Raw genomic sequence first — 26,227 nt, 5'->3', positions numbered from 1 at the left:
TCCCCACACAGTAGCCCTCACAAACATGGTGACCGAGAATGACATTCTGAACGCGCTGAAAACCGTGAAGTATCCCGGTTACTCGCGCGATATCGTTTCCTTTGGCCTCGTGAAACAGGTGGCCGTGAGCAATGGCGCGATCCACGTCGCGATGCAATTGACCACGAACAATCCTGAGATCGCCCAGCAGATCAAAACGGAATCCACCAAGCTCCTGCAGGCCTTGCCCGACATCCGGGCCGTGCATGTGGATGTGCGTCCAGCACCTGCGGCCACCAGTCCCGGTGCGCCTGCAAGTGGTGCTGCGCCAGCCTCGAATAAAATTCCCGGCATCAAACGCATCGTTGCCGTCGCGAGCGGTAAAGGCGGCGTGGGCAAATCCACCTGCTCGGCGAATCTCGCTTGTGCTCTTGCTAAGCTCGGTGCCGATGTCGGCCTCTTAGATTGCGATATCTACGGCCCCAGCATTCCGCTCATGATGGGCGTGCATGAGCGTCCGATTGTCAGCCCGGATGAAAAACTCGTCCCGCTTTTCAATCATGGCGTCAAACTCATGAGCATGGGTTTCCTCCTCGATCCCGATCAACCCGTGATCTGGCGTGGGCCGATGATCCAGAAGACGATTCAACAATTTTTCAGCCAAGTGGACTGGGGAAATCTCGATTACCTACTGGTCGATCTGCCTCCCGGTACAGGCGATGCACAGCTCTCCCTTTGCCAGACCGCTCCGCTCGATGGCGGCGTCATTGTCACCACTCCGCAGGAAGCTTCCTTAGGCGTTGTGCGCAAGGGCATTTCGATGTTTCAGAAGGTGAATGTGCCCCTCTTGGGCATCGTGGAAAACATGAGCTACTTCACCACGCCGAACGGCGAACGTGTGGAGATTTTCGGTCACGGTGGCGGACGCGGTGAAGCGGCGCGTTTGGATATCCCGTTCTTGGGAGAGATTCCCATCTACACGGAGATCCGCGAAGGTGGCGATCAAGGCGTGCCCGTCGCTGTGTCGCTCGCAGATAAGCCGCCCGGTCAGGCATTCCTCGAAGTGGCGAAGAAGCTGCGCGAGCAACTTGGTTGATTACCAACGGTTAACAGAAGCGACTACGTAGTCTCCCTCATCCCAAATTCAGGATTGTCATCCGGGGGAGTGGTGTTACATTCGGTTAACAATTCGACGCCTCTATTACAGTGAGTATGTCCTCTGAGACAAAGAGCATTACGGGCGGGAACGATTTGCTGAAAAACTCGTCACTCTATCGCGAGTTTCAAGCAGAGCGCGAAGAGATTTTGCGGCATAAATGGATCGAGTCCGAGAAGGCGGGTTACGATATCGGATTCGAGCGGGCACTGACGGATTGGATCATTCATCACCGGTCCAAGTGGCGTAAAGCCCGACAGTCCCAAGCCGCCTAAACTTTTCGCCGAGCATTATATTTTTTCCTTTAAGGCGGTCCTGAGAGGCTGCCAAGGAACCAGAATGAATCTTGTACACCATTTCGACGGGCCTGCACTGAGCTGCGGGCCCTTTTCTTTTTTGTATGCCTGACCGGATCACCATCATGAACGCCAGTGCGCTCCAGCGCACTTTAAGTCGTATGGCGCATGAGATCGCCGAACGCAACGACGTCAGCACGGACACCATCGTCGTGGGCGTGCAACGCGGCGGCATTCACCTGGCCAAACGTCTCTCCACCTTGCTCGAACAAGTCTGCGGTCACGCCGTTCCTCACGGAGTGCTCGATGTGAATTTCTATCGCGATGACTTGGATACGAACCACACACCGAACGTCCAACCCACGCAGATCCCGGTGGACATCACCGGGAAGGTCGTCGTGCTCGTGGATGACGTGCTCTTCAGCGGCCGCACCACGCGCGCTGCCATGGATGCCTTGAAAGACCTCGGTCGCCCGCGTCGCATCCAGCTCGCTGTGCTGGTCGATCGCGGCCATCGCGAACTGCCCATCAAGGCGGACTTCGTGGGCAAGAGCATCCCCACCGCTCGCAATGAGAACGTGGACGTGAAATTGAAAGAAGATCAGGGCGACGACACCGTTTACCTGGAACGCGTATGAGCTGGAACAAACGTCATCTGCTGGACATCGAGTCCCTCACCGCGGACGAGATCACTACGATTCTCGATACCGCCACCGCGTTTAAAGCCGTCGGTGAACGCGCCATCAAGAAAGTCCCTGCGCTCCGTGGCAAAACGGTCGTGAACCTCTTCGTGGAGCCATCCACGCGCACGCGCATCAGCTTCGAGCTCGCCGCGCAACGTCTCTCGGCGGACGTCATCAATTTTTCCGCCGAAGCTTCTTCACTGAAGAAAGGCGAGACGCTGAAGGACACCGCGCGCAATCTCGAAGCGCTGAATGCGGACATCATCATCATCCGTCATAGCGCCACCGGAGCACCGCATTTCCTCTCCCGCTTCCTGAAATCCAGCGTGGTGAACGCTGGCGATGGCGCGCATGAACATCCCACGCAAGCCTTGCTCGACACTTTCACCATCCGCGAGAAGAAGGGCAAGATCGCCGGCCTGAACGTCACCATTCTCGGTGACATCCTCTACAGCCGCGTCGCCCGCTCAAACATCTGGGCACTCTTGAAACTCGGCGCGAATGTCACCCTTTGCGGACCGTCCACTCTCGTCCCGAAAGTGTTCGAGAAGATGGGGTGCAAAGTGACTTGGAATCTCGATGAAGCCGTGCGCGGTGCGGATGTGGTGAACCTCCTGCGCATCCAGCACGAACGCCAGCGCAAGGCCATGTTCCCGAGCATCGGCGAGTACACCAGCCTCTTCGGCATCAACAAAGCTCGCTTCAGCCGCTTGAAACCGGATGTGATGATCATGCACCCCGGCCCCATCAATCGCGGGGTGGAGATCGACAGCCAGGTGGCGGATTGCGATCAATCCGTCATTCTGCAACAGGTGACCAATGGTCTAGCCGTCCGCATGGCCGTGCTGTTCCTCGTGAACGGCGGCAAGGGACCGCAGGAAGTGGCGCCTACCGCCCCGTAGCAGCCGACGTGAGGAGGCTCTAGCCTTAATTCGTTAAAAAGTTAAAACCGTTGAAACGTAAGAACACGCTTCAACGGTTTAACTATTTTAACCTTTTTAACGATTCCCCCGACTCACAGCCTCTTCGCCAGCTCCGCCTGACTGTTGTTAAACACTTCCTGATGCAGCGAGCCGCCGTGTGAATCCATCGTTACCACCACCGGGAAACGTTCCACTTCCAGTTCCCAGATCGCTTCCGGTGATCCGAATTTTTCCAGGAAATACACGTTCCGCACGGACTTGATGCACTCCGCCAGTACTTGTGCTGCGCCACCGATCGCGTGCAGATACACACAACCGAATTCCTTGTTCGCTGCGAGCGTGCGATCACCCATGCCGCCCTTGCCGATGACCCCGCGCAACCCGAAATCCTTGATGATATGCCCCTGATAAGGCTCCTCGCGGATGGATGTCGTCGGCCCTGCCGCCGTCACCTTCCACTTGCCCTGTTCATCTTTGATGACCACCGGGCCGCAGTGATAGATGATGCCGTCCTTGAAGCTCACGCCCTCGGGCAAGGTGCCGCCTTCATGCAGATACTTGTGCACGGCATCGCGACCTGTGTAGAGGATGCCCGTGATCTCCACGGCATCGCCCACCTTGAGCGCGCGTATCTTTTCTTCGGTAAATGGAGCGGTTAGATGAGTCATAAGCCTGTTAGTAGAGCCACTTCTCGATTTTCGACTCGTTGGAAAGGATCACGCCTTGGCGCCGGTAAGCCCAGCACATGTAACTGATGCTCACGAAGAATGACGCAGGCAAGCGATTCGCCGCGCAGATCTTCACGCCCAGCAATGTCGTCTTGCCGCCGAAACCCATCGGCCCGATGCCCAATTCATTCGCTGTCTTCAGAATGTCCTGCTCCAGCGCATCCAGTTCCGGATTCGGATTGCGATCTTCGATCGTGCGCAAGAACTGCTGCTTGCTGAATTCATAACCCGTCGCGCGATCACCACCGATGCACACGCCGAGAATACCCGGACCGCAACCCTTACCTTGCGCTTGCAGAACGGCATCGAGGATCACCTTGCGGCAACCATCCAGATCGCGATTCGCCTTCAGCTTCTCGCTCGGCAGCGAGTATTGCGCGCCGACATTCTCGCAACCGCCACCCTTGAGCATGAGCGAGACCTTGATCTCGTTCGAGCGATGCTGATGGCAATGCACCGTCGGAGCGCCGGGGCCGACATTCGTGCCATCGTTCTTGCCCGTGAGCGAATCCACCGAGTTCTGGCGCAGATAACCCTTCTTCGTGGCAGCGGTCACAGCCTGGCGCGCTGTCTCTTCAAAAGTGATTTGATCGAAACCAACGGGGCATTCCACGTAGAAAATGATACTGCCAGTGTCTTGACAGATAGGCTGGGACTTCTGCTTCGCCAGCTTGATGTTCGCCTCGATGATCTTGAAGGCTGATTCCGCGATCGTCCCTTTCTTCTCATTCTCCAGCGAAGTCAGGATGGCTTTCTGCACGTCATCGGGGATTTCTGCCGATGTGCGGCGGATCAATTCGATCAAGGACTCCAGTAAGGCGCTCATATGGTCCGGTCAACCTAGGACGTGGGCGAGGCGGTGTCAACGCGTGCGACGTAACGCAGAACTACCTTTGAGACGAAGAAGACCGGTCTGATGGTTCAGGCTCAAGCGTTTCGCCGCTCAAGACCAAGCTGATATTATTCAGCAACTTTTCAGCCGAGAACGGCTTGTGCATGATCGGCGGAACTCCCAGACGTCGCAGTTCATCCACCTTGTTCACCATTGATGCGCCAGAGGCGAGTCCGCTGGCCGCGATCACCTTGATGGTTGGTGCCATCCGTCTCAAACTTCGCACCAACGCGACACCATCCATGAAGGGCATCATGATGTCCGTTACCACCAGATGCACCTTGCCGTGGTTTTGTGCGATCTGGGTAAGGGCTTCCGTGCCATCGGAGGCTGTCAGTACCCGATACCCATGTCTTACCAAAATATCACGGGCTACATCCACAATGGCCGGTTCATCATCCACCACCAGGATCAGTTCGCCGTGGCCCTGTGGCGGAGCTGTCTTCTCGATCACCGCTACGTGTGAAACCGCATCTTTGACCGCCGGCAAATAAACCATGAACTCCGCGCCTTTCCCCAATTCGCTGACGATCCGCAGATAGCCATGATGACTCTTCACGATGCCCATCACCGTGGACAGGCCCAATCCCGTCCCTTTGCCTTGCTCTTTTGTTGTAAAGAATGGCTCGAAAATCCGTTCATGCAATTCCGGAGGAATGCCCATGCCTGAGTCTTTCACCGATACCACCATATAATCTCCGTCCGCGATCTGCATGCCCAGTTCGCTCTGTAAATTTTTCACAGTCTCATTATGGGCTTTGATCTGCAGTGTGCCGCCGTCAGGCATCGCATCGCGCGCATTGATGGAGAGGTTTAACAATACTTGATGCAATTGCGTCGGATCACCCGTCACGCTCCATAGGTCATTCGGAATGTCTGTGGAGACTCGTATATTTCTGGGGAACGCTTCCTGTGCCACACGTCCCATGTCTTTGATCAGGTGCTTCGGAGCTACCAGCAATCGTTCCCCCTTGATGCCCCGTGCGAATGTCAGCACCTGACGGACGATGTCGGCTCCGCGTTGGGCAGAATCCTGCAAACTTTGCAGAATCTCCCGCGTGTCATCGTCCGGATGCATCTCTTGCAAGAGCTGAATGGACATCAGGATCGGTGCCAGCACATTGTTCAGGTCGTGCGCGATGCCACCAGCCAGCATGCCAATGCCTTCCATGCGTTGCGCCCGCAGATACTGCGCTTCCATCTGCTTGCGCTGCGAGATGTCCTGCTTGATGGCGATGAAGTTTATCACCTTGCCATCCGATCCCCGCACCGGAGTGATGGTCATCTCCTCATCGTACAATGTGCCATCCTTGCGTCGGTTGATGAGTTCGCCCCGCCAAACTTCACCGGTTGAAATCGTCTGCCACAGTTTTTGATAAAAATCTCCTCCCTGTCGTCCCGACTTCAAAACTTGATGCGTGAGGCCGCTCACTTCTTCTGCCGCGTAGCCGGTGAGCGCGCTGAACGCGGGATTTGACCACACGATTTTGCCTTCGGAATTGGTGATGACGATGCCGTTGGCCGCGGCATTGAGCGCAGATTCCTGCAGAAGCAAACGTGCTTCATTGCGCTTACGCTCGGATGTGTCGATGCCTATGCCCAAGATACAAGGACGTCCATCCATCTCGATGCGGCGGCCATGGAAATGATGCGGATGTTCTGTGCCATCCAGTGCCACGAGACGCGCCTCCGCTTGCGCCTCCCCGTTGCGGAATACCGCTTCAATGGCCTGCATGGTATGGGCATGGTCTTCGGGATGGAGCACCTCCATGCAGTTCACGCCTTTAAGCTGGTCTGCATTTCGGCCGGTGACGCGTTCCAATTGCGGGTTCCACGCCCGGATGCGTCCGTCCGCCTCGATGACATAGAAGACGCCGGGCAGAACATCCATCGTCCAACGCGAGAAATCGCGCTCCTGCCGCAACTGCTGCTGCATCCGTTTCAGTGACGTGATGTCCGTGATGCGCACCAACGCCGTCCGGCTGTCCGGCAAATCCAGCTTTCTGGCCGCAAACAATCCCCAAAAGAATTTTCCCTTCAGCGTTTTGTATTCCACCTCCTCAGTCCATTCACGCCCCGCTGCGACCGTCTCATGAGACTGACGTGCCCGCTCCTCCGTTCTGGGGATTCGATGCCACTGATGCCCTGCCTGGCCGATGACTTCCTCCTTGGAATTCGCCTCGAAAATCCTGAGCGCCTGTGCATTGCAGTCCGTGATAAGCCGCGTATCCCAATCCACCAGGAACAGCGCATCGGACGAACTGTTGTATACACCGCTGAAAAGCTGTTCGTTTCTCTGCAAAGCTTCCTGTGCTTGCCTGCGCTCGGTGATGTCCTCGAACACACCGAGTATACCAAACACCTCACCACCATTTCCGATCAGTGGCGTCTTCGATGTTGTTACCCAGCGAAATGAACCGTCTGCCATCGTGATGGGTTCGATGATGTTCATCTTGGGAGTCCGTGTTTCCATCACGCTCCGGTCATCCGCCACGTAATTTTTCGCCTCTTTCGATCCCCAAGGCAGTTCGAAATCATTCTGGTCGATGATATCTGAAGGTTTCTTCAAACCTGCCGCTTTGGCAAAAACCCTGTTGCATCCCAAGTATATGCTGTTCCTGTCCTTCCAGAAGATGCCCTGCGGCACGGAGTTCAGGATGCTCTCCAGCATCATGCGCTGCTCGTCCAGTGCTTGCTTCGCCCGTTTCGGCACATCGATATCCTGGTGCGTGCCGAGCGCACGCAGAGGCTTGCCTGCGGCATCCCTTTCAAAGACTCGGCCTGTGTTCATCACCCAAAGCCAGCCGCCGGCCTTGGTCTTCATCCGCATCTTGGCTGTATAATGTTCGGTGAGGCCGGTTAGATGATCGGCCCATGCTTTTTGTGATGCCGGGAGGTCTTCCGGGTGGATCAGATTCCTCCACGCCTCCAATGTCAGATCCAACTCCTCCAGCTTGTAGCCCAACATCTCAGCCCAGCGGCGGTTAAGGATCAGCTTTCCCGTCTGGATGTTCCAATCCCAAGCACCCAAGCCCGCGCCTTGCAATGCCAGTTCATAGCGTTGATGGGATTCACGCAAAGCAGCTTCAGCCTGTTTTCGTTCCGAAATATTGCGCCACGAACCGGCCAGATATTCTTTCCCGCAGAAAACCACTTTGTTGGCCGAGACCTCCACTGGCACGATCCGCTTGTCTGCCAGCACATGTGTGGAGTCAAACCCGATATGACCTTCGTTTTGGATACGCGTCCACATCTTCGCGGCCAGTTCCAAGGTGGAGGTGGGACTCCACTCATGCACCAGCAACGTCATGAGATGCTCGCGCGGATGGCCAAAATGCTTCACTGCCGCCTCATTCGCGTAGACGATCCGGAATTGGTTTTCCGGGTCGAGCATGAAGATGGCGTCATGAGATGACTCTGTGAGATGCTGATAAAGCAAAGCCTCCTGGGTGATCTCCTCGCGCCGCACCAATTCCTTGAGCAACAGCCTCCAAAGGACGAACGCCGTGATGAAAACGAAGAGCAGTCCTTTGCCCATGTCCCCCACGTCATCCCCGAAACGGGTCTCCGTGAAGTGATTCACCAGCAAGTCCGATAGGATGATCCAGAAGCCTCCAACGAAGCCATAGATCAGGGCCATGCGCTTGGCATCTGCTGCTGCCGAGCGCCTCTTGACAGGTTCTGTACTTTGTAAACTGGGCCTGACCATGTGCTTTTTCAGGCCTGAAAAGGCAGAGCAGAGCTCCGCCTGACTATTCCCGGCCCCAAACAAAGCGTCACGTGAAAATCCAGTTCCTGCCAACCGGATTTTGGCAGTTGCCAGTGCAAGATTGCACCAGCTTTCTGCGTATCTTTTGGTAGTGCCTAAAGGATGTTCGCCGCCAGTTCCGCGAGTTCCGAGCGTTCACCCTTCTGCAGCTCGATATGGGCCGCAATGGCATGCGGACGGAAGCGGCTCACGATATAGTTGAAGCCGTTGGAGGAGGAGTCCACGTACGGATTGTCGATCTGGTAAGGATCGCCGGTGAGAATGATCTTCGTGCCTTCACCTGCGCGCGTGATGATCGTCTTCACTTCCAGCGGCGTCAGGTTCTGCGCTTCATCGATGATCATGTACTGATTCGCGATGCTGCGACCGCGGATGAAACTTAGCGCCTCCACCACGATGGAACCCGAACGCATCAGATCGCCGCTGCGGCGATGCTCGTTGCCCATGTTCAGATCGCTCAAGAGCTCCAGCGCGTCATGAATGGGCTGCATCCACGGATTCAATTTCTCTTCCAGCGTGCCCGGCAGGAAACCGATCTCTTTGCCCATGGAGATCGTCGGACGCGCCACGATCACACGGCGGAACTCACGGTCCATGATGGTGCGCTTCAATCCCGCTGCCATCGCCATGAGCGTCTTGCCCGTGCCCGCTTTGCCCATCAACGTGACGAGCTTGATCCGGTCATCCAGCAACGCATCGAATGCGAAATGCTGTTCACGGTTGCGTGGCTTGATTCCCCAGACGCCCTCACGAACATCCACGATAGGGATGAGCTTTTTGCCCGTCGGATCTACCTTGGTCAACGCGGTACGCTTGGGATTCGCCTCATCAATGAGTGTGCAGTACTCGCTCGGGCTATAACGCATGGAGGAGTCCAGCTCGAGTTCTTCATCGGCACGGAACTTGGCCAGGACATCAGCAGAGACGGTTTTTTCCGTCATGCCCGTGTAGAGGTCCGAGATGTTTACCTGATCTGTCTCATAATCTTCCGCTGGCAGACCGCTCGCATCTGCCTTGATGCGCAGGTTGATGTCCTTCGTGACCAAGATGGTCCGCACCTTCTTGTCGACGGCCTGAACATCCAGCGCACGGGAAACGATCTTGCTGTCCACCGTGTTGCTGATGGGGGCAGCTCCGGCACCATTCTTATCCTTGAAAATGATGGTCAGCTTGCCACCGTTGGGGAGCTTGACGCCTTCGCTCAGGCTGCCCGTCTCGCGGAATCCATCCATCATGCGCGAGACCATGCGCGCGTGCTGTCCGAGTTCGGAGGATTCTCGCTTGAAGCGGTCAATCTCTTCGATCACCTCGATGGGGATGAAGACATTGTTCTCCTGAAAGTTCAGGAGGGAGTGGGGGTCGTGGAGGAGTACGTTGGTGTCGAGGATGTAGTTTTTCACTTAGGCAATTCCGCCAGTTTGATTTTGACCATCCGCTTGTACCACGCCTGGAGCTGGGTGTGCTCGGCGGGCAAGCGGTAATGACCGCTGTAGAGGTAGTTCCCGAGTATGCCGAACAGGTCGAAGTCGACAAATCGGGGCCGGTTGTCCAGGAGATATGGACGATCGAACAGCATCTGTTCGAAAGGCGCCAGCTTGGCGCCGAGTTCGGCGACGAGCAGTTTCTGCTGCGCTCGCCAGAGATCGATGCAGCCGCGGCCGAACTTGCGTTCCTTGTGCCGCAGAAAGCCAAGATGACTCACCGTGGGGATGAACTCACGGTAATAGATGTCATTCAGTTTGAAGCCCAGACCTTCAATGTCATTCTCGATGTAACGCCAGAGAATGCTTTGCAATCCGCGCAATTCACGCGGGAAAAGGCCGAGTTCAAATTTGTTATCCAGATACTTGGCGATGACTTGCGAGTCTTCCTGTGTCTCGAAGATCACCTGCTTGCCATCCTTCAATACCGGCACCTGATAATAACGCTGCTTGGTCAGTTTCCAGATGATGGAGCGGTCATGGTAGGGGACTTTGACCGTCTTGAAGGGGACCTTGCCGAACTCGAGGATGCGACGCTGAACGATGACGAACGGGCTGTAATCGACTCCGTAAAGTTGTATCATAGCTGCTGTGTTGTCTCGCCGCGCCGTGGCAAATATTTCCTGCCTACGTCAGAGGAACGGACCGGCACCAACGAACGGTCAGGGTTGAGTTGATGGTTAAGCCTGCTGAAAAACTGGTTCCACAAACATTTCAGTGAAACCGCCGGGACTATGGGAGTGAGGGACAGAAAGTGAGCCTTCAGCTTTGACAAGCTTTGGTTGTTGAAAACCCGGCTTAACTGCACGAGCGAAATTTAGTACCACATCTGGACTCTGACAAGCGCAAGTTGGAAACTTTTTCGTGACGCATGAAGTCGTCCTTCGCTCTTCTCACCTTGCCCCTTATTTGATTCCGCCGAGCCGCTCCTTCCAGATCTTGTAGAGCGACACCGTTGCGCGCACATCACGCAGGCAATATTCCGCGATCTCGCGATGCCTTCCCTCGGCCATCATGTTGTTGATGTCCATTCCCGTGACGCCATGGCTCTTGGGCGATTCGATGCCGAACGCCTTGCAGTAGAAATCCAGGTTGAATTTGCGCGCGGCGCCTTCGCGTCCGCTTACGTTGTAGAAGGTCAATTGCTCCGCCAGATCGCAATGCGGCTCGATCTGATAACGGTAACCGAGCCAGTTCTTTTTGGAGATGGGCACATTCAGCACAGCGGAACGCAGATACATGAAGGGGACATCAAAGCCGCGTCCGTTGAACGTCACCACGGAGTCGTAATGCTTCGCCACATCCCAAAAGGCGGTGATCAGTTCGGATTCATCGGCAAAAGGCACGAATTCAACGGCTTCATTGTCACCGGTATCTTCGAAATCTTCCGCCAGATAGAGCACCTGGCCACGTTGGGAATCCGCATTCAGCATGGCGATGCACACCACTTGTGCGGTGAAGGGCCACAGGCTGAACATGCGCTCGATCTCGTTCTTTTTCTGCGCACGGGCTTCTTCATCCGGGATCTTTTCGGCTTCGCGGAAGAGATATTCGATCTGCACGTCGTCGAAATGTTCGAGCCCCAGTGCGGACGTTTCGATGTCGAAGATGAGCGTAGCCATGGTGTCTCTATGTGTTGTGCCGGGCGGGAGGATGACAGTATCTGGAAACGAAAGGAAGTCCTGTCAGATGTTTCCGAGCAGGACTTCCCTCTGAATCTTATCTGCTAAAGAGAAGGGTTACTTCTTCTTTGCAGCTTTCTTAACGGCGGGTTTCTTCGCAGCTTTCTTTGCAGCTTTCTTAGCGGCCACGGAAATCACCCCCCCTCGGCTTCGGATAAAATCCGTTCAAAAATTTTTCTGACAGTTGCTTTGTCACGCGTTTGTAACCAGTTCTTTGAGGCTGTCTATGCTGTAGTTCATAGACTTCAAAAAATAATTTGCAAACTTTTTTGCGTTCGACGTTCGATTATTTTTCCGCAAACTGCTCTTCACGATGTCACGCGAAACGAAGTTAACACCGATGATGGCCCAGTACCGCCGCATCAAAAGTGAGTTGCCGCCCGATGCGTTGCTGCTGTTTCGTCTCGGTGATTTCTATGAAATGTTTTTTGAAGATGCGCAGCTCGGCGCGCAGCTTTTGAACGTCGCTTTGACGAAACGCGGTGAGATTCCGATGTGCGGCATCCCGTTCCATGCCGCGAACAACTACATCTCACGCATCCTCAAAGCAGGCCGCAAGATCGCCATCTGCGATCAAGTGGAAGAGGCGAAGCCCGGTCAGCTCGTGCGTCGTGAAGTGACGCAGATCCTTAGCCCCGGCACGCATTTCGATGAGCGCATGCTCACAGCGGAGCGGAACAACTATCTCGCGGCCATCTATCGCAGTGGAAAAAGCATCGGCCTAGCGATCGTGGATCTGACGACGGGTGACTTTAAAGTGACGGAACTCACTGAAGAGGCGGCATTGTTGAGTGAGTTGGAGCGTCTAAGACCTGCGGAGATCATCCATCCTTCAGAAGATTCGGGGTTGAATGAGCTTTTGCCCGGCGCTTTGGCTGTGGTGAGTGGCTATGATGGCTGGGTTTTCGCAGTGGAGACGGCGCAATTCACCGTGCGCGAGCATTTCAAAGTCGCTTCGCTCGATGGCTTCGGCCTTAAGAATCGCAATGCAGCCACTGGCGCGGCAGGCGCGATCCTACACTACCTTACGCAACATCTGCGGCGTGATATCTCCCATCTCACGCGCCTCTCTTGCTACGAATGCGGTGATTACCTCACGCTGGATGCCATTTCGTTGCGCAATCTCGAGATTCTGGAGCCTCTTCATAAGGATGGCCCTCGTGATGCCTCATTGTTCGGGGCTTTGAACCGCACGGTGACACCCATGGGCGCACGTCGCCTGCGTGATTGGCTCACGCAACCGCTCGCTTCGGTCAGTGCGATCCATTGGCGGCAGGCAGCGGTGGAGACATTCATCCGTGGGGGGCGCGCCTTGGAAGACCTTCGTACGAGCTTGAAAGAAGTGCGTGATCTGGAGCGCACCATTGGTCGTTTGAGCCTGGGCAGTGGCAATGGCCGCGATCTGCAAGCACTGCGCCTCGCTTTGGAGCAAGTGCCTGCCTTGCGCGGCTTGCTGACTTCCATGGCTTCAGTTGCTGCGCCTGTTGAGACATTGCCATCCTTGCAGGAAGAAGTGGCGAGTCATGCGCCTGCTTTACTGGCGGAACTGACCTCGCGCCTGAGTGAATTGCCCGATGTGGTGCATGAAATCACCCGTGCTATCGTGGATGAACCGCCGCTCGCGGTGAAGGAAGGCGGGCTGATTCGCACCGGTTATGATGCGAATCTGGATGAATTGCACTCGGCCACGCGTGATGGCAAGGACTGGATCGCCAAGCTGCAGCAAGATGAGATCGAGCGTACGGGCATTCCTTCTCTGAAGATCCGCTTCAACTCCGTTTTCGGCTATTACATCGAGATCACCAAGTCGAACTTGGACAAGGTGCCGGCCGATTACATTCGCAAGCAGACCATTGCAAATGGCGAACGCTTCATCACCCCAGCGTTGAAAGAGATGGAAGGCAAGATCCTTGGTGCGGAAGAGCGCAGCACCAAGCTGGAATACGAGATTTTCCTGCGCGTGCGTGAAGCGGTGATCGCGCGTCTGCCAGAGATCCAAGAAACCGCGCGTGCGCTGGCGCAAGTGGATGTGCTGTCCTCCTTCGCGGAAACTGCACGGCTCTACAAACATGTGCGGCCCGAGGTGGGTAATGAAGGCGTTTTGAATATCCGCGATGGCCGTCATCCTGTGCTGGATCAGACTGTGACAGAAGAGCGTTTCGTGCCGAACGACACAGACTTGAACAACACCACGCAGCAGATCGCGCTCATCACCGGCCCGAACATGGCGGGTAAGAGCACCTTTATCCGCCAAGTGGCCTTGCTTTCGCTCATGGCGCATACGGGCGCGTTCATCCCGGCAGGCAAGGCACGTATTGATCTCGTGGACCGTATCTTCACGCGCATCGGTGCCAGCGATGACCTTGCACGTGGTCAATCCACCTTCATGGTGGAGATGAGCGAGACGGCGAACATCCTGAATAACGCCACGCAACGCAGCCTGATCATCCTCGATGAGATCGGTCGAGGCACGAGCACATTCGATGGTTTGAGCCTCGCGTGGTCCATCGTGGAGCATTTGCACAATCAATCCGGGGCCAAGACGCTCTTCGCCACGCATTACCACGAGCTGACTGAGCTTTCTGCACGTCTTCCGCGCGTGAAGAATTACAACGTGGCTGTGCGTGAATGGAACGACCAGATCATCTTCCTGCGCAAGATCGTGGAAGGCGGCACGGACAAGAGCTACGGCATCCAGGTGGCGCGCCTCGCCGGTGTGCCCAAATCAGTCATCGAACGGGCGAAACAGATTCTCGGAAATCTCGAAGATTCCGAACTGACACCGGAAGGCAACGTCCGCCGAGGCACCACGCGCAAGAATCACGATCGTGAGAAGCTGAAACAGCTTACGCCCCCGCCGCAGTTGGATTTGTTTGGATGAGGCTTTTGCCCCAAAGGGGCTAAGTCTATCAGCCCAAGGTTGCGAGCTTGCGAGCTACCTTGGGTAAATCCGTTTTCAGATTTTACCCTGAAAGGGTTTCATCACCACCGTGCAGTGATAAAACCCTTTCAGGGTAATGACTTTGTTGCGACTACCCAGCGTAGCTTCGCTCCTGCTGTCGCGAAGCAACGCTGGGCTGATAGACTTAGCCCCGTTGGGGCAAAGAGAAGGGCTCACGCCTCCGCGCGCAAAATCTCCAATGGCGGATGATTCGCCACGCCACGATTCGTCAGCCAGCCGACAAAGATCGTCAATGCAGGCAAAGTCACCAACGCCACCGCTACGGCGAACCAATCGATCACCCACGTCATCTTGAAGACCCACCATGCCAGCGCGGCGTTCGCTGCCAGTGCCAGCACACACGCGGTCAATGCCGCCAGCACGCCGAGGCAGAGATACTCCACGAATTGTATCTGCTGCACCTGCTGGCGTGAAGCGCCCAAGGTACGCAGCAGCACGCTTTCCTGAACGCGCTGGAACCGTGCGGCGAGCAAGGTGCCTGTAAGCACGATAAGGCCCGTAGCGACGGTGAAGAGCGCCATGAAACGGATCACGGAGGAAACCTTGGTGAAGATGTCATCGAGCGTGTGCAGGACCAGTGTGAGATCGATAACCGACACATTCGGATATTTTTGCAGCACGGTCCGTTGCATCTGGGCTGAGGCTTCAGGAGTGGCGACATGCGTGGCCGTGATAAAAAAGCCCGGAGCTTCCTCCAAGACGCCCGGAGGAAACACGATGAAGAAATTTGGTTCGATGCGTCGCCAGTTCACTTTGCGCAGGGCAACGATCTTCGTAGTAACAGGCAGACCTTGCACGTCGAAGATGAGTTCATCGCCCATATCCACCTGCAGATCCTTGGCGATACCTTCTTCTATGGAGATGGGCACGAACTTATCGGCATCGAACTTCGCGGGAGGCCACTCGCCTTTGGTGAGTTCTTCGCTGAAACCCATCGTATCACGGTAGCTGGAGCGATACTCGCGGCGAAGCGTCCATGTCGGGATGGGAGATTTATCATCCTTCAGGATTTTTTCGACTGGCGTGCCTTTGATATTCATCAAGCGCATCGTGACCACCGGCACTTGCTGCATCGCCTTCAATCCCTGTTGCTCCAATATCTCCTGCACTCCGGCGCGTTGATCCGCTTGGATATCGAAGAGAATGGTATTGGGACGTTGCGTGTCTGTCTCAGGCAGAAGGCCATGAAGCAGCGAATACTCGGTAAGCCGCAAGGTTAGGAGAAGAAATGCGCCCAAGCCCAAAGAGAGCAACAGCACGAGCGTGCGGTTGTTCGGCCGGTGCAAGCTCGCGATACCTTGCCGCCAGACAAAAGGAAGCTGTGTCTGCCCCGCCTTGCGCGCGAGCTTGCGCAAACCTTGCGCGACTAATGCCAGCAACCCGATGGCAACCACCAAGCCGCCTGCCATGCCGAGTCCCACCCGCCAGTCATGGCTCTGCACCACGCTGAATGTGATAACGCCAGCGCCCAGCAAAGCAGCGGTGATCCATTGTGCGGAATCAAAGCGTGCGGGTGTTTCCTCCCAGTTTTTCCGTATCGCTGCGAGCGGGGGCACCAGCCGCACGGGCAGCAATGGCAGCAATGCGAACAGTCCGCAGAAGAGCATGCCAAAAAACGCGGCGCGCAGCAGTGCAATCCAGGAGAAGGTGAAAGAGACATCGAAAGGCAAAAACTCTTTGACTATGCCTGGCAATGCCTTCTGCACGGCTACGCCTGCCAATGCTCCGCCAAAAGCGCAGATCACCCCGATGACCAGGGCTTGGATGAGGTAAATCGCCATGGTCCGTTTTGCATCCACACCCAGACAGCGCAAGGTGGCGACAGTCGCCAGCTTATGTTTGATGTGCAGTTGCAGCGCGGAACCTACGGCGATCCCACCGAGCAGAAGGGCGATGAATCCCGCCAGGTTGAGGAAGTTGTAGAGGTTGGTCATGGACTGGCCCAGTTCCTCGCGCCGTTCCTTCACTGTATCTGCACCGAGCCGCATGGCGATCAGTTCCGGCTCCACCTGCTCCATCAATTGTTCGACATCGAAAGATTCGGGAAACTTGAAGCTGGCTCGGAAGCGCACCAAACTTTCCGGTCGCAACAGGCCGGTCTTCATCAAATCCTCACCAGAGATATAAACGCGCGGAGCAAAAGCTCCGAAGGCCAGAGTTTCCCCGGGCACTTGCTCCAGCTCGCCTGCGATCACGCCTTCCCAGCGTCCCAGCTTAACGGGGTCACCTACCTTGGCGTTGTATTGGGCGAGCAAACTGGCTTCCACCAACACGCCGCCGCGCCGAAAAGTTTCTTTGGCTGAGGCCGGTTCTGTGGTGAAAATCCCGTAGAATGGAAAATTATCCTCAACCGCCCGCAACTGGATGAGCCGCCCGTCATTGCTCTTCGGAAAAGAGATCATCGCCGAGAGATTGGCCCCCATGCTCATTTCTCCGTTGAATGATTTGAAAAACTTTATCTGCCCTTCGGTAAATGGACGGCGACCGGTGATGACCAGATCCGCCCCCAGCAGAGAACGCGATTGCTGGTTGATGGCTTCGCGCAAGTTTTCACCGAAAGCAGTGACGCCAGCGATGGCCGCCACACCGACCAGCATCGCCAAAGCAAAGAATAGCAGTCGCCCGCGGCTGGTGCGGCTGTCCCGCCACGCCATGCGCCAGACAAAGGGGTCGAACCATGGCGAGCGTGCGGCTTTGCTGGGTGGTCCGGCTTGCGTGGAATCAGATGCGGGCATCGGGAAGGTTTGGGAAAAACTTAACTTATGGTGGGAAGGCAGCCGGTCGGCAGTTCGCTTAAGAACTGCATCGCATGAAGTGATGTCTCGCTATGTTTCATTCCAACCAGGTGAGGCCCCTGCGACCCGCACAGAACTATGACCGCATTATCCCATATCATGCTCAAAGAGCAAACCTTGGTAGTCTTCCGATATGGAAAGTGACTGGACTTGGAGGCGAACTGGCCGGACTATTCCATACGATGCAAGCTCAACAGATCATGCCCTCATGGCGGCAGCTCCTTCTGCTGGTGGTGGCGTGCCTTGCAGCCGTGCCAGCTTTCGCTGCAGAGCCACCACAGGAGCCGCATGTGCTCACTTTGAGCAATGGGGATGTGCTCAGAGGCAGGATGGTTTCCTATGAGCAAGCGGCAGGGCTTGGCTGGTCCCGCGCGGACAGCCTAGGGACGATGGTATTTGATGCGGCAAAGGTGCAGGCGATTGATCTTGGTCCGGCAAAATCCATCCCGCCCAGCGGTGAGTTGCCTGCGCGCGTCCGCTTGCGGAACGGGGATGTGGTGGATGGCAGCGTGATGGCGCTGGAGACGAATGCGCTCAAGTTTGAAACGGTCTTTGACGGCCAGCTCACCATACCCAGGCCGCTGCTCCGTTCCCTTTCACCGCAATCGGCGAATCTGAAGACGGTCTTCGATGGCATCAAGGACATGAATGGCTGGACTTTTGCAGAAGTCACCAGTGCGGGTGACGATGCTGGGTTTTGGACTTTTCAGCCGGGTGCATTTCTGGCCACGAAGTCGGCATCCGTGGCCCGTGATCTCAAGCTGCCCGGCCAGATGACCATGGAGTTCGATGTGGCCTGGCGGGGGACCTTGAACCTGGCCATCGCGGTGTTCACCGATTCGTTGAAACCCATCAGTTTACGTGCCACGGAGAATGAGCCGGCATTCGCGGCTTTCTACAGCCTGCAGATCAACAGTCATTCGGTGAATTTGCTCTATGTAAGCCAGAAGGAACCGGTGCGCACGGTGGGGCAGGTGATCGCCCCGGTCTTGAGCCAGAAGAACGAGGCGCGGGTGACGATCCATGCGAGCAAAGATCGCAAGACGATCACGCTGCTGATAGATGGTGTGCTGGTGAAACAATGGACGGAAGGGATGTCTCCCGCGCAAGGAACGGGCGTGCGTTTCGTGCATCAAGGGCAGGGTAGCGTGCGATTGAGCAATCTGCGCGTGAGTGAATGGGATGGCCGCCTGGATGAGGTGAGCCCGTCCAATCATGTGGGGCCGGATGAAGCACTGATCACCGTTTCTGGTGAGAGAATGGTGGGCAAACTGCTCGCTTATAACCAGACAAACGTGACGCTTCAGACCGGCCAAACTTCATTCAACGTAGCGCTGGAGCGCGTGCAACGGATCGAGTTCAGTCCGGTCAAAAATATTTCAGAAGGAGCTGTGACCGCCGGGAAAGGCCGTCTGGCGCGGGCGAAACTGGGCAGTGGCGGCGTACTGACGTTTGAGCTGCTCTCGTGGAAAGATGGCAAGGCACGTGTGCTCCTGCCGGGCATCGGTGAAGCGGAGATCAAGACGGAGTTGATTCAGGAGATGGTGTTTCTGGATGCCGCAGGGGCGGTGAAGCAGGGTGGCGGAGAATGACGAATGACCAAGCCTGTATGACGGAGGAATGACCAATGGCGAATGATTGAAGGTGTTAAAAATCTAAAACGATTTAACACTCTTCACGCTTCACCGATAAGGGTTGTCCTATGGCCACAACAGGCTGCTGAATTTCTTCTGCAAAGCTGGCTTTAGCTTCGGATACTCTTTCGCACGGAAGTTTGCCCAATCAATGGTGGAGCCGAGGCGTTTGCCATCGGGGGCACAGACCCAGAGGCGCACGGGGATGCGGCCTTCGCAGAGGCGCGGATGGTCTTTCAGCGTGAAGCAGTCGGTGATCTTCACTTGCAGTTCGGGCAGGATCGGCCACTCGGAGTTTTTATCTTCATCCTCCCCGTATTGCAGTTTGGCGGGTTTGCCTTCGCCCCAAGGGATCGTGTTCGGTGCGAGTTCATTCAGCCAATCCCACTGGCCTTTCGGCCAATGTTTCAGGAAAGCTTCTTTGAGGTTCGTGGCTTGCGCTTCTTTCGCGAGCGTCTGGCCGTTAAAGGCTTCGGCGAGGCACGCGATGATGGCGGGTTCATCAAAGGGCTTCAGTTCCAGCTCGGGCTGGATGCTGCAGATGAGGTTCACGCGATTGATCAATTGCTTGATCTCGTGATTGAAGAGCGGGAGCTCGAACCATTGCTTGCGTGCGGCTTCCGCAAGGCAACGACCTGAGGGGCCGGGCTCCACGTCACGCTGATGTTCGTGTGCGATGACGAGGTCGTGGAAGCGCACGAGCTTCACGGCGGCGACTCGTTTGTGGCCGCGGTCATAGAGATGCTCGACCTGTGTGTGGAGTTGCTCGGGGAACGTCTCGCTGAGCCACTCGGGTTTGATGTGCGTGGCCATGCCGAGCAAGGTCATGTGACCGGTGCGACCGCTCACCTCGCGGATCGTGGCAACGACGAACATGGTGGATTGCTGCACGACGCTCTCGCGCATAAGTGTGCCAGTGCGGCCTTCGGTGAGGTCGCATTCCAGCGTGCCTTTATCACGGCGGATGCAAAGCTGGTCGATGAAGCCGGTCATCAGGCAGCGTTGCAGAGAGGTGTCATCGGTCTTCGGTGGGGCTTCATCGGGCGAAAGTTCGTGGAACTTTTGACGGCGGCAGATGTCTACGATCTGCAAATAGGTCTGCTCGATCTCACGCGCAGAACGGGCGTTGATGCCGTAGCGACGGCACGTATCCACGTTGAAGCTGTTCTTGCGCGCGAACTGATAGGCGCGCATGAGCGTGAAGAAATCGGAATCCTGGCTGCCTTCAAACAGTTCACGGTTTTCTGCGATATGCTTTTCATCGCGACCGATGCGTGTGAGGAGATCGCGTCCGCTGACGAGGGCGGCGCACAAGGCGGCGGCACCGACACAGCCGCGCTTCTGCGCTTCCACGAGCATGCGTGAATAGCGCGGGTGCATGGGCAGGCGCATCATCTGGCGGCCAATGGGCGTGAGATCGCTCGCGATGCGGTCGGCATCGGGATCGTCGTTGCCTTTCGTGGCCGGACGCAGAGCACCTAAGGTGTGCAACAGCATCTCGGCACGTTCCACGGCGACGGGATCGGGCTTATCCAGCCAATCGAAACCGGCGGCGTGTTTGATGCCGAGGGAATGCAGGAGCAGGACGACTTCCGCCATGTCCGCACGTTGGATCTCCGGCGTGTTGCGCTCGGGACGATTCAAGTGCCCGCTCTCGGTCCAGAGGCGATAGCACACACCGGGAGCAGTGCGGCCAGCGCGGCCTTTGCGTTGATCGGCAGAGGCGCGGCTGATCTCTTCGAGATGCAAGGTGCTGATGCCGCGTTCGGCATCGTAACGGGCCACGCGGGCGATGCCGCTATCCACCACGGAACACACGCCATCAATGGTGACGGAGGTTTCCGCGACGTTCGTGGCAACGACGACTTTGCGGCGATCACTGGCTTGGAAAGCGAGGTCTTGCTGGTCGGGCGAGAGTTCGCCGTGCAGCGGGATGCAAAGAATCTTTTCCGAGACGCGGATGCTGTGCAGCGCGCCAATGGTGGCGTTGATCTCCGCCATGCCGGGCATGAAGACGAGGATGTCGCCGGGCTCGCGCGCATTGATGATCTTCTCCACGGCATCGGCGGCCTGCTCGGTGATGTTCCGCTCGTCCTTGAACTTGATGTATTCCACCTGCACGGGATAGCTGCGGCCTTCGGAGACGCAGATGGGGCAGTCATCCAGATATTCCTTCACGGGCTGCGCATCTAGCGTGGCGGACATGACGAGGAGATGCAGGTCCGGGCGTTTGTGCGTTTGTAGACGCTTCACGAGGGCGAGGGCGACATCGCTCAACAGGTTGCGCTCATGAAATTCATCGAAGAGGATCGCGCCGACATCGGCGAGCGTGGGATCATCCTGCAACCAGCGCAGGAGAATACCCTCCGTGACGAAACAGATGCGCGTGCCGAGCGAGGTGTGGTCGTCAAAGCGGACTTGGTAACCGACTTCCTGACCGAGCACGACATTGCGTTCCCACGCGACACGCGCGGCCACGGTGCGCGCAGCGACACGGCGGGGTTGCAGAACGATGATCTTCTTATCACTGGCGAGTCCGGCATCGAGGACCATCTGGGGGACTTGCGTCGATTTACCGGAGCCGGTGGGCGCGACAAGCACCAACCGGTGCGCAGTGCGCAACGATTCAACGATCTGAGACTGGACCTGCCAAATGGGCAGCGATTTCGGTTCCACGGCGGCGTAGTGTAGGGATGAAAACGGTGATAGCCACAAAGAAGCACAGAAGGCGCAAAAAAGAAAACCTGCTCAGGCGAAGAGATTTAACAGAAGAGGGAGTCGAGTCTGACTGATGCTTTCAATTGGGACTATTACCGCCATTGGTTTCTGGCGGGGCAACAGGAGGAGCATAGTAGGCTTTGACAATGAAATACGCGATCACTGGACTTAGCACGATTGGGAGAAGCGCATCACCTTTACCAGTTCCTGTATTGAGCAGATCAAAGACAAAAGCGGAAGGCAAAGGTGCGTGGAAAATCCATAGATAAGCCCATTTACCCCATTGCCCGATGCCATAGAGCAGCATCAGTGAACTCAAGACCACCAATGGCAATGCAATCAATGGATGCAAAATGTTGCTTCGCTCTCCCGCGATGAACAAGTAAAGCGAGATGGAGGAGAGCAGCATCAGCCAAAATCCTAGAATGCCGCAAAAAATGAAACGCAGCATGGTGAGGAACTTGGATTGAATACTTGGTTTCAACTTGCTTGAAACTCTAACGAAAAGCAGAAGCGCAAGTGAAGGAGGGAGTTTGTAATCCCACTTCTTTGAAAATAAAAATCCCCGCCGAATCGCTTCAGCGGGGATTTTCATGAGACTGTTTAGCTTAGGTCACCAACAAGCCCTTCAACTCGCCGGTGCTGTCGCCGAGTTGCTGTGTTTGGATCTCCATGCGGTTGAGCATCGAGAGCCACAGGTTGTTGATCGGCGTTTCCTTCGGATAAACGATGTGCCGACCCGGCGTGACCGTGCCGCAACCGCGACCCGCCATTAGCAACGGCAAGTCATCGTGATTGTGCGCATCGCCGTCGGAATTGCCGGAGCCGTAGCAGATCATCGAGTGGTCGAGGAGCGTGCCATCGCCTTCCTTGATGGACTTCATGCGCTCGATCACATACGCGAACTGCTGCATGTGGAAATGATTGATCTGCGCGATCTTCGCCAGCTTCTCCGGGTTCTTGCCGTGGTGCGAGAGATCGTGGTGACCTTCTTTCACACCGATGAACGGATACGCCTTGCCGGAGCCTTCATTTGCCAGCACGTAAGTGCAGACGCGTGTGGAATCCGTCTGGAACGCCGCGATCATCAGGTCCGCCATGATCTTGAGGTGTTCCTCGTAGCTGGCCGGGACGCCTTCGGGGATGCCGAAATTCTCCGGGGCCTTGGCTTCGGGCATGTTCGCGGCGCGTTCGATGCGCAATTCCAAGTCACGCACAGCGGCGAAGTATTCGTCCAGCTTGCGCTGATCGGACTTGCCGAGCTTGCCGTTCAACTCGCTGAAATCTTCCTTCACCATGTCCAGCACACTCTTGCGCTGGGCATCGCGACGTTCGCGTTCCGCCTTGCTGCCGGTACCGAAGAGGCGTTCGAACACCAGCTTCGGGTTCACTTCCTTCGGCAATGGTTGAGTGGCCGAGCGCCAGGACATCGTGGACGAGTAAACGCAGCTGTAACCGGAATCGCAATTACCCGCCATGGATCCGGCTTCCGTGCCGATCTCCAACGAGCCAAAGCGTGTCTTGTCCGCCAAGCGGGCCGCCGCTACCTGATCCACGGAAACACCAGCGCGGATGTCCGTGCCGTCTGTCTTGCGCGGCTGGCAACCGGTCAGGTAGGCCGAGAGCGCGCGGGCGTGATCACCACCGCCGTCGCCATTGGCGCGGGCCTTGTCGGCAGTCAGTCCGGTCAAGACTGAGAAATCTTTCTTATGGTTATTCAGCACCGCGAGCGTGGAGGGCAGTTCGCCGAGGGTGCCTTCACTCTTCGGTTTCCACTCCGCCATGTTCACGCCGTTCGGCACATAGAGGAAAGCCATGCGGTTCGGCGCTGCACTGCTGATCTTCGTATCAGCGGCCCAGCCGGTCATCGGTCCCATGGCTTCGAGCCAAGGCAGCGCGAGGGCGGCACCCATACCGCGCAACAGCGTGCGCCGGGAGATAAGCATGCGGTTGTTCATAAGCTTTATTTTTGACAGGCTGACTGGGCCTATTATTCACCCAAATCGTTCTTCTCTTTCAACTCTTTCCCGCGGCGAAGACGGAAAGGATCGCTCTGCACGATGGACGTCACCAACGTGGAGAATTTGTAATCGTTCTGCGCCATGTTCGCGACCACCTGTTTAATGGTCCGCTCGTCATAGTATTCCAGGCCCCGGCCCAGCGCATAAATCATGAGTTTTTCCGTCACATTCCGGGCTAGCAAGTCCTTCTTGCCCTTGAGGATGCCTTTCAATTCCCCAGCGCCTTTAAAGCTCTGACCATCGGGCAACACTCCGGAAGGATCGATGACATCGTTACCATCCTTTGAACGGAAACGGCCGACGGCATCGAAGTTCTCAAACGCAAAACCCATCGCATCCATCTGCTGATGGCAGTTCGCGCAGGCGGGATTTGCCCGATGCTGCTCCATGCGTTGGCGGAGCGAACCTTTGAGTTCATGTTGTTCATCCAATTCACTTACGCCTGGCGGAGGGGGTGGGGGAGGTGTGCCGAGGATCTGCTCCAGCACCCATTTGCCACGCTTCACCGGGGAAGTGCGCGTGGGATTGGAAGTCACCGTCAGGATGCTCGCTTGCGTCAGCAATCCGCCACGAGTGTTATCTGGCAACGTCACGCGAATGAAATCATTGTCCCGGCGCCAGTCGCGTTGTCCACGCGGGAAGACCTTGTCCTCGATGCCGTAATGACGTGCCAGTGGCCGGTTCAAATAAGTGAAATCCGCATCGATCAGTTCGAGCACACTGCGGTCTTCACGGATGATTTCGCCCAGGAACATCTCCGTCTCCCGCAGCATGGATCTCTTCAGGCGATCATCTACGCCTTGGAAGAGCGTGGCATCCGGTGTAAAGGCCATCAGACGTTGGAGTTGCAGCCATTGCAGGCCGAAGTTCTTCACGAGCGATTCCGCGCGCGGGTCTTTCAACATGCGCTTCACTTGGGCATCCAGATTGGCCGTGAGCTGGTTCTTCCCGGCCAACGCGAGCAATTCTTCATCCGGCATGGAGCACCAGAGGAAGTAGCTGAGGCGCGAGGCCAGTTGGTATTCACCCAAAGCATGGGCATCCTTCACCTTCGGGCGGTCATCCAATTCCGTGCGGAAAAGGAACTTCGGCGAGCACAGCACCGTCTTCACCATTTGCTGGAAGCCCGCTTCAAAGCTGTTCGTGTTCGCGGCCTTGCCAGCTTCGAATACACGGACATAGCGGGCAACCTCTTCCTTCGTTGCCGGACGACGGAACGCCCGGGTCACGAACCACTCCACCAACGGATGGACACGTTGTTCCGGCGGCTTACCCGCCGCCACTGCATCCGCCTTCTTCATGAACTCCGTGCGGGTATCCGCCGGGCCGATCACTTGAAAAGCGTTCACGTAGAGCATGCGGTTGGTCACCTCGCCGAGTTGCTGGTTCAGGTAGCGCAGTTTGAAGCGGTGTTCACCCGTGCTTACCATGCTGAGCGGCACTTCAAATTCCTTCCATCCACTCCGACTGCGACGCTGCCCCTCGCCTTGCTTCGCTTCCTCGGCGTCCCAGGTGAATTTGCCCAGCTCTTTATCATCGAGCAGCAGGGCGAACTGCGCCGGTTCCGTCCCGGGGGCATTGGTGCCGCGGACCCGGACCCGGAAAATATATTCACCCACCTTGTCGATGCGCTCGTCGTAATACACATCCGGCTCCGAGTTCGTCATCGGTCGGGTGGAATTTTCAGAGCCATAACGGGGCCGGAGAAAGTTGGAGGAAGTCGTGCGGCTGTTCGGCTTTGGCAAGGTCAGGAAGATCGCCCGCTGCGCGATGCCATCCGCCGCATCCAGATACCGCTCCAGATGCACTGGTGAGATGGTCAGCACATCACCGATGTTGTCAAAGCCGTGGCCGATGTCATCCGCCGGGAAATTCTCCGCCGGAAAATAATCCACCGCTGTCAGGTCGCGCACCGTGTTGTTGTATTCCAGACGGTTCAGACGGCGCATCGTCACATGGCCGGGGTCCGGCTTTAGTTTGGACTCCGCCTTGTGAAACGATTCCGTGAGCGAATTGTTGAACTTCTCTATTTCTTCCGGCGTCGGCTTATGTGCGGCTTTTTTTGGCGGCATCTCGCCCGAATTCACCTGCTGGAGCACCCCGCGCCAAAGTTTGTGGTCTTCCAGGATCTTCTTGTCATCCTTGATCGCCTTCAGGTCCAGATCCGCCTTCGTGCTCTTACCGCCGTGGCAATCGTAGCAATACTTCTCCATGAACGGCACTGCGGCCTTCTTAAAGTCCAGCGAGGCAGCACCCTGCACGGGTGTGACAGCTAGCAAAAGCCCCGTCACACCACAGCACAACAGCAGTTTTTTGGTCAGAGACGACATCACGTTTATCAGACTGGGTATAGAGACGCTTATTCAACACTTTCTGTTACGTAAGCAAAGCTGAATTTACCCCATTCTCCTTCCTTTTGTTAACCCCTTTTTGCTTCCCCTTTGTAATCTGCTTATCACTCGCTTGCAGTGGCCTATTTCCTCTCTTCTTTTTCTCTAGTTAGGCCGC

15 protein-coding genes and 1 pseudogene are annotated in these 26,227 nt (G+C 56.4%); 6 read left to right on the top strand and 10 right to left on the bottom strand.

Annotation, left to right across the window (positions count from 1 at the left end; all coding sequences use genetic code 11):
- Positions 1 to 25: 25 nt before the first annotated feature.
- From VGH19_13255 to VGH19_13240, 4 genes are all read left to right on the top strand, one after another.
- The gene (locus VGH19_13255; protein ID HEY1172334.1) at positions 26 to 1,075 is read left to right on the top strand and encodes an Mrp/NBP35 family ATP-binding protein; all 1,050 of its coding nucleotides are present in this window, start codon (positions 26 to 28) and stop codon (positions 1,073 to 1,075) included.
- A 116-nt stretch (positions 1,076 to 1,191) separates the two neighbouring features.
- Entirely contained in the window at positions 1,192 to 1,410 is a 219-nt protein-coding gene (locus VGH19_13250; protein ID HEY1172333.1) for a hypothetical protein, read from the top strand.
- A 125-nt stretch (positions 1,411 to 1,535) separates the two neighbouring features.
- Positions 1,536 to 2,069, top strand: a complete 534-nt coding sequence (gene pyrR, locus VGH19_13245) for a bifunctional pyr operon transcriptional regulator/uracil phosphoribosyltransferase PyrR (GenBank protein ID HEY1172332.1) — start codon at positions 1,536 to 1,538, stop codon at positions 2,067 to 2,069.
- Positions 2,066 to 3,016, top strand: a complete 951-nt coding sequence (locus tag VGH19_13240) for an aspartate carbamoyltransferase catalytic subunit (protein HEY1172331.1) — start codon at positions 2,066 to 2,068, stop codon at positions 3,014 to 3,016. Before pyrR ends, VGH19_13240 begins: the two co-directional genes overlap by 4 nt.
- Before the next feature lie 113 nt (positions 3,017 to 3,129).
- On the opposite strand, the pseudogene VGH19_13235 reads toward VGH19_13240, so the two are convergent.
- The 5 genes and pseudogenes from VGH19_13235 to VGH19_13215 all read right to left on the bottom strand — a co-directional run bounded on the left by VGH19_13235 (position 3,130) and on the right by VGH19_13215 (position 11,529).
- Positions 3,130 to 4,591 (bottom strand): annotated as a pseudogene (locus VGH19_13235) (FumA C-terminus/TtdB family hydratase beta subunit).
- Between the two features lie 61 nt (positions 4,592 to 4,652).
- Complete coding sequence (locus VGH19_13230; GenBank protein HEY1172330.1) at positions 4,653 to 8,297, bottom strand: PAS domain S-box protein; 3,645 nt, start codon at positions 8,295 to 8,297, stop codon at positions 4,653 to 4,655.
- 224 nt (positions 8,298 to 8,521) lie between these two features.
- Positions 8,522 to 9,826, bottom strand: a complete 1,305-nt coding sequence (locus VGH19_13225) for a PhoH family protein (protein ID HEY1172329.1) — start codon at positions 9,824 to 9,826, stop codon at positions 8,522 to 8,524.
- A complete protein-coding gene (locus VGH19_13220; GenBank protein ID HEY1172328.1) occupies positions 9,823 to 10,491 on the bottom strand; it encodes a glutathione S-transferase family protein in 669 nt (222 codons plus the stop codon). Before VGH19_13220 ends, VGH19_13225 begins: the two co-directional genes overlap by 4 nt.
- Before the next feature lie 321 nt (positions 10,492 to 10,812).
- Positions 10,813 to 11,529 (bottom strand): 3'-5' exonuclease, encoded by a 717-nt coding sequence (locus tag VGH19_13215; GenBank protein ID HEY1172327.1) that lies wholly within the window; start codon positions 11,527 to 11,529, stop codon positions 10,813 to 10,815.
- Between the two features lie 373 nt (positions 11,530 to 11,902).
- Here VGH19_13215 and mutS point away from each other — a divergent pair, with 373 nt between their 5' ends.
- Positions 11,903 to 14,470, top strand: coding sequence for a DNA mismatch repair protein MutS (gene mutS, locus VGH19_13210; protein ID HEY1172326.1), 2,568 nt, complete (start codon positions 11,903 to 11,905; stop codon positions 14,468 to 14,470).
- Between the two features lie 233 nt (positions 14,471 to 14,703).
- Here the strand turns inward: mutS and VGH19_13205 are convergent, their stop codons facing one another.
- Complete coding sequence (locus VGH19_13205) at positions 14,704 to 17,286, bottom strand: FtsX-like permease family protein (protein HEY1172325.1); 2,583 nt, start codon at positions 17,284 to 17,286, stop codon at positions 14,704 to 14,706.
- Between the two features lie 242 nt (positions 17,287 to 17,528).
- On the opposite strand from VGH19_13205, the gene VGH19_13200 reads away from it, so the two are divergent.
- Positions 17,529 to 18,938 carry a hypothetical protein gene (locus VGH19_13200; GenBank protein ID HEY1172324.1) on the top strand — a complete coding sequence of 470 codons (1,410 nt, stop codon included), beginning with the start codon at positions 17,529 to 17,531 and terminating at the stop codon, positions 18,936 to 18,938.
- A gap of 108 nt (positions 18,939 to 19,046) precedes the next feature.
- Here VGH19_13200 and hrpB read toward each other — a convergent pair whose 3' ends face one another.
- From hrpB to VGH19_13180, 4 genes are all read right to left on the bottom strand, one after another.
- Positions 19,047 to 21,656, bottom strand: coding sequence for an ATP-dependent helicase HrpB (gene hrpB, locus VGH19_13195; protein HEY1172323.1), 2,610 nt, complete (start codon positions 21,654 to 21,656; stop codon positions 19,047 to 19,049).
- Positions 21,657 to 21,777: 121 nt separating this feature from the next.
- Positions 21,778 to 22,293: a hypothetical protein gene (locus tag VGH19_13190; GenBank protein ID HEY1172322.1), complete on the bottom strand. Its 516-nt coding sequence runs from the start codon at positions 22,291 to 22,293 to the stop codon at positions 21,778 to 21,780.
- A gap of 13 nt (positions 22,294 to 22,306) precedes the next feature.
- Positions 22,307 to 23,656, bottom strand: a complete 1,350-nt coding sequence (locus VGH19_13185; GenBank protein HEY1172321.1) for a DUF1552 domain-containing protein — start codon at positions 23,654 to 23,656, stop codon at positions 22,307 to 22,309.
- 32 nt (positions 23,657 to 23,688) lie between these two features.
- Positions 23,689 to 26,049, bottom strand: coding sequence for a DUF1592 domain-containing protein (locus VGH19_13180; GenBank protein HEY1172320.1), 2,361 nt, complete (start codon positions 26,047 to 26,049; stop codon positions 23,689 to 23,691).
- Between the last annotated feature and the right edge of the window lie 178 nt (positions 26,050 to 26,227).

The sequence above is a fragment of the Verrucomicrobiia bacterium genome (assembly GCA_036405135.1).
Classification (GTDB): domain Bacteria; phylum Verrucomicrobiota; class Verrucomicrobiia; order Limisphaerales; family JAEYXS01; genus JAEYXS01.
This window is presented reverse-complemented; position numbering and strand designations above follow the sequence as displayed.